General features: G+C 64.8%; 7 protein-coding genes and 1 pseudogene. 2 read left to right on the forward strand and 6 right to left on the reverse strand.

Annotated elements, in window-relative coordinates; all coding sequences use genetic code 11:
• Positions 1–112 precede the first annotated feature (112 nt).
• Complete coding sequence (locus QRO95_RS05110; protein WP_285301833.1) at positions 113–2,281, forward strand: M3 family metallopeptidase; 2,169 nt, start codon at positions 113–115, stop codon at positions 2,279–2,281.
• Between the two features lie 199 nt (positions 2,282–2,480).
• Here the strand turns inward: QRO95_RS05110 and QRO95_RS05115 are convergent, their stop codons facing one another.
• The 4 genes from QRO95_RS05115 to QRO95_RS05130 all read right to left on the reverse strand — a co-directional run bounded on the left by QRO95_RS05115 (position 2,481) and on the right by QRO95_RS05130 (position 5,760).
• Positions 2,481–3,242, reverse strand: coding sequence for a hypothetical protein (locus tag QRO95_RS05115; protein ID WP_182266411.1), 762 nt, complete (start codon positions 3,240–3,242; stop codon positions 2,481–2,483).
• A gap of 161 nt (positions 3,243–3,403) precedes the next feature.
• The gene (cfa, locus tag QRO95_RS05120; protein WP_049398775.1) at positions 3,404–4,519 is read right to left on the reverse strand and encodes a cyclopropane fatty acyl phospholipid synthase; all 1,116 of its coding nucleotides are present in this window, start codon (positions 4,517–4,519) and stop codon (positions 3,404–3,406) included.
• A gap of 19 nt (positions 4,520–4,538) precedes the next feature.
• On the reverse strand, positions 4,539–5,420 hold the full coding sequence (locus QRO95_RS05125; protein ID WP_049398776.1) for a DUF3298 and DUF4163 domain-containing protein: 882 nt from the start codon (positions 5,418–5,420) through the stop codon (positions 4,539–4,541).
• Positions 5,421–5,457: 37 nt separating this feature from the next.
• Positions 5,458–5,760 (reverse strand): GNAT family N-acetyltransferase, encoded by a 303-nt coding sequence (locus tag QRO95_RS05130; protein WP_006455911.1) that lies wholly within the window; start codon positions 5,758–5,760, stop codon positions 5,458–5,460.
• Between the two features lie 209 nt (positions 5,761–5,969).
• Here QRO95_RS05130 and QRO95_RS05135 point away from each other — a divergent pair, with 209 nt between their 5' ends.
• Complete coding sequence (locus QRO95_RS05135; protein WP_165929939.1) at positions 5,970–6,131, forward strand: hypothetical protein; 162 nt, start codon at positions 5,970–5,972, stop codon at positions 6,129–6,131.
• A gap of 43 nt (positions 6,132–6,174) precedes the next feature.
• On the opposite strand, the gene QRO95_RS05140 is transcribed toward QRO95_RS05135, so the two are convergent.
• Both QRO95_RS05140 and QRO95_RS05145 read right to left on the reverse strand, forming a co-directional pair.
• A complete protein-coding gene (locus QRO95_RS05140; RefSeq protein WP_010486760.1) occupies positions 6,175–6,801 on the reverse strand; it encodes a rhomboid family intramembrane serine protease in 627 nt (208 codons plus the stop codon).
• A 7-nt stretch (positions 6,802–6,808) separates the two neighbouring features.
• Positions 6,809–7,715, reverse strand: a pseudogene (locus QRO95_RS05145) (MFS transporter); the annotation flags it as partial.

The following is a 7,715-nucleotide window of genomic DNA, read 5'->3' on the forward strand; positions in this document are numbered from 1 at the left end:
GTGAATGCATGGTACCCGCGCCCGGCCCCGGCAACATGCCTTTTGACACAAGTGCGGGCGCCGCCGGCCGGGTTACCCTCGGGCCCTTGTTTGCCTTACCGGAGTTCCTACCTTGACCACTCGCCTTGCCCTTGCCGTGGCCATGTCCCTCGGCCTTGCCCTGCCCGCCTTCTCGGCCGGCGCCGCCACCCCGGCTGCCAGCACCCATGCCCAGCAGGCCAATCCGTTCTTCGCCGAAAGCCCGCTGCCGCTGCATTTCCCGCAGTTCGACAAGATCAAGGACAGCGACTTCGCCCCGGCCTTCGACGCCGGCATGGCGCAGCAGCTGAAGGAAGTGGAGGCGATCGCCAACAACAAGGCCAAGCCGACCTTCGACAACACCATCATCGCCCTGGAAAAGAGCGGTGACATCCTCGACCGTGCGACCACCGTGTTCTTCAGCCTGGTAGGCGCCGATACCAACGACACCCGCAAGAAGCTGCAGGCCGACTACTCGGCGAAGTTCGCCGCGCACAGCGATGCGATCGCGCTGAACGGCAAGCTGTTCGCCCGCATCCAGGCGCTGTACGACACCCGCAGCCAGCTGGGCCTGGACGCCGAAGGCGTGCGCCTGGTCGAGAAGTACTACGACAACTACGTGCGCGCCGGCGCCAAGCTGTCCGAGGCTGACAAGGCCACGCTGAAGGCGATGAACGCCGAGCTGGCCAACCTGGGCACCAAGTTCAGCCAGAACGTGCAGTCGGAAGTGAACGCTTCGGCGATCACCGTCGACGACGTCAAGGAGCTGGACGGCCTGTCCAAGGAGCAGATCGCTGCCGCCGCCGAAGCCGCCAAGGCCCGTGGCCTGGAAGGCAAGTACGTGATCACCCTGCTCAACACCACCGGCCAGCCGCCGCTGACCAACCTGGCCAACCGCGCCCTGCGCCAGAAGATCTACGAAGCCTCGACCACCCGCGGCAGCCGCGGCGGTGAGTTCGACAACACCGCGCTGGTCTCGCGCATCATGCAGCTGCGTGCCGACAAGGCCAAGCTGATGGGCTTCCCGAACTTCGCCGCCTACAACCTGACCAACCAGACCGCCAAGACCCCGGAAGCGGTCAACGCAATGCTGGGCAAGCTGGCTCCGGCCGCCGTGGCCAACGCCAAGCGCGAAGCCGCCGATCTGCAGGCGATGATCGACAAGGAACAGAAGGCCGCGCGCAAGCCGACCTTCCAGCTGGAACCGTGGGACTGGGCCTTCTACAGCGAGAAGGTGCGCCAGGCCAAGTACAACTTCGACGAGTCGCAGCTGAAGCCGTACTTCGAGATGAAGAACGTACTGGAGAACGGCGTGTTCTACGCCGCCGGCCAGGAATTCGGCCTGACCTTCAAGCAGCGCACCGACCTGCCGGTCTACCACGATGACGTCACCGTCTACGACGTGTTCGACGCTGACGGCAGCCAGCTGGCGATCTTCATCTTCGACCCGTATGCACGCGCCTCCAAGCGCGGCGGTGCGTGGATGAACTCCTACGTCTCGCAGTCCAAGCTGACCGGCTTCAAGCCGGTGGTCGCCAACCACCTGAACATCCCGAAGCCGCCGGCCGGCCAGCCGACCCTGCTGACCTGGGATGAGGTGAACACCACCTTCCACGAGTTCGGCCACGCCCTGCACGGCATGTTCTCCAACGTGAAGTACCCGTACTTCTCGGGCACCTCGGTGCCGCGTGACTTCGTCGAGTTCCCCTCGCAGGTCAACGAAATGTGGTCGGATAATCCGGTCATCCTGAAGAACTACGCCAAGCACTACCAGAATGGTTCGGCGATGCCGCAGGCACTGCTGGACAAGGTGCTGGCCGCTGCCAAGTTCAACCAGGGCTTCGCCACCACCGAGTACCTGGGTGCGGCCATGCTTGATCAGCGCTGGCACCAGATCGGCGCCGACCAGGTGCCGGCCGCCAAGGACGTGATGGCCTTCGAGCGCGCCGCGCTGGAGAAGGACGGCATCTACTACGCGCCGGTCCCGCCGCGCTACAAGACCCCGTACTTCAGCCACATCATGGGCGGCTACTCCGCCGGCTACTACGCCTACATCTGGTCGGAAGTGCTCGACGCCAACACCCAGAAGTGGTTCAAGGACAACGGCGGCCTGAGCCGCAAGAACGGCGACCACTTCCGCGCCACCCTGCTGTCCAAGGGCGGCAGCGTGGATGCCATGCAGCTGTTCCGCGATTTCGCCGGACACGAGCCGCAGATCGAACCGCTGCTGGAAAAGCGTGGCCTGACCGGCGCCGGCAACTGATCGCCCGCGCGGTAGCCTGAAACGAAAACCGCCCGGGAGACCGGGCGGTTTTTTGTTGGCGCCATCCACGCATGGCGTGGATCTACTGGAGTGCGTCATGTGTGGATCGATGATGCCGGGGTTTGTGGCGCGAATGGATCGTACCGACCAACGATCGGCACCCACCAGTAGATCCACGCCATGCGTGGATGCTCTCCGGTCACCGCCGAAACAGTCGCTCCCACCACCGCCCTTTCGGCGTACCGGGCGTGGCAGCGGCAGTCGATGCGATATCCGGGTGCGCTGCCACGAACTCCGCCAGCTGTGCCGCCGCGGCCTCCGCATACAGCATCGCGCCATCCGGCGCGCAGTTCAGCAGATTGCTCAAGCTGGTCGATGCATTGAGATCCATCGGGTTCGGCTCGACCACCTCGCTGGCCTCCAGCAATCCGCATCCGCTGGCGATCGCGTCATCGACAACACGCCAGAAAACGACCAGGCGTCCATCGGAGAACAGCTCCTCCAGGCGCGCAGCCAGTGCGCTGTCCACTGCATGATCAGCGCGTAACTGCTTCAGCCGGGCATGCGTGATGAACACGCCACCACCATAGTTTTCACGTAGATGGTTGCCGGCGGCAGCATCCGCCCACTGCAACGGCACCAGTTGCCGCCAGTCCGCGAAATAGCGGGCGACCACCGGATCGTCGATGAAAAACGAAAGGGCGCTCCCGCGGAGATAGTGATACCGCCGAAGGTGGCCGGCCACGATCGCCAGGTACAAAGCGTGCCCCTTCTCGAAAGGCACTTCTGCGCTGATCGAGCGAGCCTCCTCGATGCGCTCCTGCAGCTGCTCCATGTAGAACGGCTCGATCTGGAACCGCTGCTGCAGCTCGGCGACCAGCGCGCCATCCTCAAGCGCACGGAAATAAATGTCACGGATCTCGGATTCCGCAATCGGATGATAGGTGATGTCCCAACCCATGCTGCGATGCCTTCAGTGAAGCGGTGATGCCGCTGGTCGACAAGTCTAGCGCCCACGTCACCCCAACCAGGCACAGCGCCGACAACGCTCGCGCATGACGTCAAGCGATGTCGCTTCTTCCACGATCCGCACCATCGGTCGCGCAGGGCAGAAGTGCAGCCTCAACGTGGCGCCACGTACCCACCCGGCACGCCTTCCGGCGACAGCACCAGCTGCCACAGCTGCGCGTGCCGGCAACGGAAGGTGGCCATCGACCCGGCCAGGTAGAAGCGCCACATGCGCCGGAAGTGCTCGTCATAACGTGCATCCAGCCGCGGCCACGCTGCTTCCACGTTGCGTCGCCAGGCCTGCAGGGTCAGATCGTAATCGGTGCCGAAGTTGTGCCAGTCCTCCAGCACGAAGCGGCCCTCGAACGCCTTGGTGATCTGCACCGCCGATGGCAGCATCGAGTTGGGAAAGATGTAGCGCGCGATCCACGGGTCGGTACGATGCCGCGAGATGTTGGTGCCGATGCTGTGCAACAGCAGCAGACCGCGCGGTGACAGGCAACGCCTGGCCACCTCGAAGAAGCTGGCGTAGTTCTTGTCGCCGACGTGCTCGAACATGCCGATCGAGAAGATCGCATCGAACGGCTCGTGCAGTTCGCGGTAGTCCTGCAGGCGGATCTCGATCGGCAGGCCGGCGCACAGTTCGCGCGCGAACTCGGCCTGCTCCTGCGAAATGGTCACGCCGACGCCACTGACACCGTAGCGCTCGGCGGCGAACTTCAGGGCTTCGCCCCAGCCACAGCCGATGTCCAGCACACGCTGCCCCGGGCGCAGGCCCAGCTTGCGGCAGACCAGGTCAAGCTTGGCTTCCTGCGCGGCGTCGAGATCGCCGGCATTGCGCCAGTAGCCACAGCTATAGACCAGGCGCTGGCCCAGCATGGCCTGGTAGAGATCATTGCCGAGGTCGTAGTGGCGGCGGCCCACCTCGTAGCTGCCCTGTCCCACCTGCAGGTTGAACAGGCGCGCCTTCAGTGCATCGGCCACTTCGCGCCAACCGTGCACCCGTTCGTCCAGGTGCGCCTGCATCAGGTGGACAAGGAATTCATCCAGGACGTTGGCATCCCACCAACCGTCCATGTAGCTCTCGCCGAGGCCAAGCGAGCCGTGCGCCATGACCCGCGCGAAGAAGCGCGGGTCATGAACCTGGATATCCTGTGGCTGGGAACCGCCGATGCGGACCCCGGCTTCCTGCAGCAGGCCGGCGACCCGCTCCTGCAACCCTGTATCCACGCCACCTCCTCGACTGCGGTCAACCGCGTGCGAACAGCTCCACGTAGTCCTTGGCCACGTGCGGCAACAGCACCGCCGCCGGTACATCGGCGGTCTGGGTGCCGTCCGAGTATGGACCCACCTGGTACGGCGGGAAAACAAAGCGCAGCGCGGTGATCTGCCCCTTGTCGTCGGTCAGCGGCTGGAACTGGCTGAAATTGTCGGCCTGCGGGCCGGTGCCGTCGGCAATCATGCGCGATGCGTTGCGCAGCGATTCCTGCAGCTGGGCCGGATCCATGTCCTCACCGCTGAGGCGGGTGGCCACGCGTTCACGCAGCTGGTCAGCGACGAAATCGCTGATCGCCTTCCAGCCCTTGGCATCGGCCACCAGCTTTTCGGCGCTGAGCATCTGCTGATGCTGCGGCAGCCACACGAATCGGGCCACCAGCGGTTCGCCATGGGCGCCACCGGTGTAGCGGCTGCCATCGGCACTGACCACCACCAGCTGCGGGGTTTCCAGCAGCTTCTCGAAGCTCAGCGACAGCTCGTACGGCATGGTCGGCTTGTCATTGCCCAGCCCGTCCAGCGCCTGTTGCAGGTCGCTGCGCGCACTCGTCGCATAGCTCTGCAGCGCGCGGGCCAGGCCCGGGTAGCGGTCGATGCCGGCCGGGTAGCTGATACCCACCACTTCGCGTTCGTTGTTCTCGATCACGTCGCGCAGGTCCAGCGGCGCTTCCGTGACCGGCGTTTCGCCTGCGGCGGTGGCCTCGGCGGCAGGCGCCGCGTCGGTCGCCGGTGCCGGCTCGCTCTCACGCTGGCAACCGGCCAGCAACAGCACGCTTACCACGCCGGCCAGCACGCTGCCGTGCAGTGGCCGGTTGTTTCCAATCTTCATCGGGATCCCCTGTTCATGTTTGTACATCATCGCCTGCCATGGCTGAAGCGTGACCCGCTGGCGTTCAGCCAACGAGCAGGTCGTGGTACTCCTCATGCCGCTGCAGGAAGGCCTCGGCGTAGGAACACGCCGGCACCACCTTGTACTTCTGCTCACGGGCAAAACGCAGCGCCACACGGGTCAGCTCACCGGCGATGCCTCGGCCGGCAATCGGCTCGGGCACCTCGGTATGCGTGATGACCATGCGCCTGCGTTTGATCTGGTAGTCCAGCACCGCCAGCTGTCCGCGCACACGGGCGGTGAAGCGATGGTTGGCCAGGTCGTGTTCGACCTCGTAGGCCAGACCGGGGGGCGTGACCGAAGCCATGGAACTGTCTCCTGCGGCGACTGCGTGGATGGTGCGCAGCCGGGCGCCATGATCGCGTGAAGCCTGAACAGGGGCAAGTCCGTTCCATTCACGTCAGTTTGCGACCCTCAAGCTGGAGCGCTGGCGGCCGCTATCGCCTGTGGAGGGGTACGGCCAGGCTGGCACGGCCCTTGCGACCGTTGATCATGCGCACCACCGCGGAGGCTCCGATGCACCCCAGCGATTCCCATTCAGATACCGACCGCGCCCTGCTGGAGGGCCTGCTGCAACTGGCCGTGGAGGGGCAGACCCAGGACCAGGATTTCCAGCGCATCGGCGAAGAAGTGTTCGCCCGCCTGCTGGATACCTACGGTCAGCAGCCCACGCTCTGAAACAGCGGGGGCGGATCGCTGCCGATCCGCCCCGCTCCCGTCTTCAACCGCCGCCGAGGCGGAAGGTCGGGTTGGAGAGTTCGCGCAGGAAGTGAGTGAAGATGCTCGGCTGCATGGCCAGCATGAAGATCACGCCGAACGCCGCGCCTGCCAGGTGCGCGCTGTGGTTGATGCGGTCACCGCCGCGCTTGTCCATCCAGATGCTGTAGCCGACGTAGAACGCGGCGTAGACGATGGCCGGCGCCGGGATGAAGAACACCAGGATGATCGACCACGGCTTGATCAGGATGAAGGCGAACAGCACCGCCGACACCGCACCGGACGCACCCAGGCTGAGGTAGTTCGGGTTCTTCTGGTTCTTCAGGTAGCTGGGCAGGATCGAGACCAGCAGCGCACCGATGTAGAACGCCGGGTAGGTCAGGTAGCTGCCGGTCAGCTGCACCATCACGCTCTCGATGAATCCCCCGAAGAAGAACAGGGTGATCATGTTGAAGATCAGGTGCGACCAGTCGGCGTGGATGAAGCCATAGGTCACCAGCCGGTCGTACTGGCGGTGACGGTCGATGGCCGGCGGCCACAGGATCAGGCGGTCGGCCAGCTTGCGGTTGTTGAACGCCATCCACGACAGGATGGCGGTGATGGCGATCAACAGCAGATTGACGGGGGTCATGTCAGGCTCAGGCGCTACGGTAGTTGTCGACCATACGATAGCGTTTCGCATACCAACCGAAGGCCAACGCCGCAACGAAGGCGAAACCGGCGAAGAAGAACATCAGGAACGCCGCTTCACTCAGGCCCGTACTGGCGATCTTGTGGGTCACCGCATCGTTGCGCACCGCCGCGTTGGACAGCAGCACCCACAGGTTGCCGATGGTGGTGGTCAGGTTCCAGAAGCTCATCACCACGCCCTTCATCGCCTGCGGCGCCTGGCTGTAGGCGAACTCCAGGCCGGTGGCCGAGACCAGCACCTCACCGAAGGTCAGCAGCGCATACGGCAGCATCTGCCAGAAGATCGACATGGCGTTGCCCCCGTCCATCACCACCTGGATGCCGCCGACCACGATCCAGGCCAGACCGCTGAAAGCGATGCCGGCGGTCATGCGGCGCAGCGCGGTCGGCTCGAAGCCGAAGCGGCGCAGGGCCGGGTACAGCACCAGGTTGTTGAACGGAATCAGGATCATCACCAGCAGCGGGTTCAGTGCCTGCATCTGCGAGGCGGTGAACCAGCTCGGCATCTGCATCTGCTGGCCCTGCAGGACCCAGGTCGAGGCCTTCTGGTCGAACAGCGAGAAGAACGGCGTGGTCAACGCGAAGATCACCAGCACCCGCAGCACCGAGCGCACGCCTTCGACGGCTTCGGCCGGATGCTGGCCACGGGCGCGATCGAGCTGCAGCCAGGTGCCACCGCCGATACCGGCCAGGATCGATACCAGCGCCAGGCACAGGCAGATGACAATGCCCAACGAGCCAACCAGGCCGAACGAGGCCACTGCCAGCACCAGGCCGAGCACGGCGATCACCAGGCCCGGACGGCCCTGGCCCGTCCGGGCCTGGTGATCGCCGTGCTCGGCCTGGTGCTGGCAG

The sequence above is a fragment of the Stenotrophomonas maltophilia group sp. Smal13 genome (assembly GCF_030236855.1).
Taxonomy (GTDB): domain Bacteria; phylum Pseudomonadota; class Gammaproteobacteria; order Xanthomonadales; family Xanthomonadaceae; genus Stenotrophomonas; species Stenotrophomonas maltophilia_A.